Raw genomic sequence first — 338 nt, forward strand, 5'->3', positions numbered from 1 at the left:
CCCGCTACCTGGGCACCCAGTACGTCGTCGGCGGCGCCTCGCCCTCCGGCTTCGACTGCTCCGGCCTGGTGACCTACGTCTACGCCCAGGTCGGCGTCTCGCTGCCGCACTCCTCGAGCGCGATCCTCAGCGCCTCGAACCCGACGCGGATCCCGCCCTCCGGGGCGCAGCCGGGCGACCTCTTCTGGTCTCCGGGGAACACCTCGATCTACATCGGCAACGGCCAGCAGATCGAGGCGACCCGCCCCGGTGGCTGGACCGTCCGCCAGTCCAGCCTCTGGCAGTCCAGCCCGACCTTCCTGCGGGTCACCGGCTGATCGTCCCGCGACGACTCCCGA

At 71.6% G+C, this 338-nt stretch carries 1 protein-coding gene; it reads left to right on the forward strand.

The window, feature by feature from the left end:
- On the forward strand, nucleotides 1-317 hold a 317-nt coding region (locus V5O49_RS00195; RefSeq protein WP_332900458.1), incomplete at its 5' end, for a C40 family peptidase.
- Nucleotides 318-338: the final 21 nt, after the last annotated feature.

Origin of the sequence: Isoptericola haloaureus (assembly GCF_036689775.1) — a bacterium.
GTDB lineage: Bacteria > Actinomycetota > Actinomycetes > Actinomycetales > Cellulomonadaceae > Isoptericola > Isoptericola haloaureus.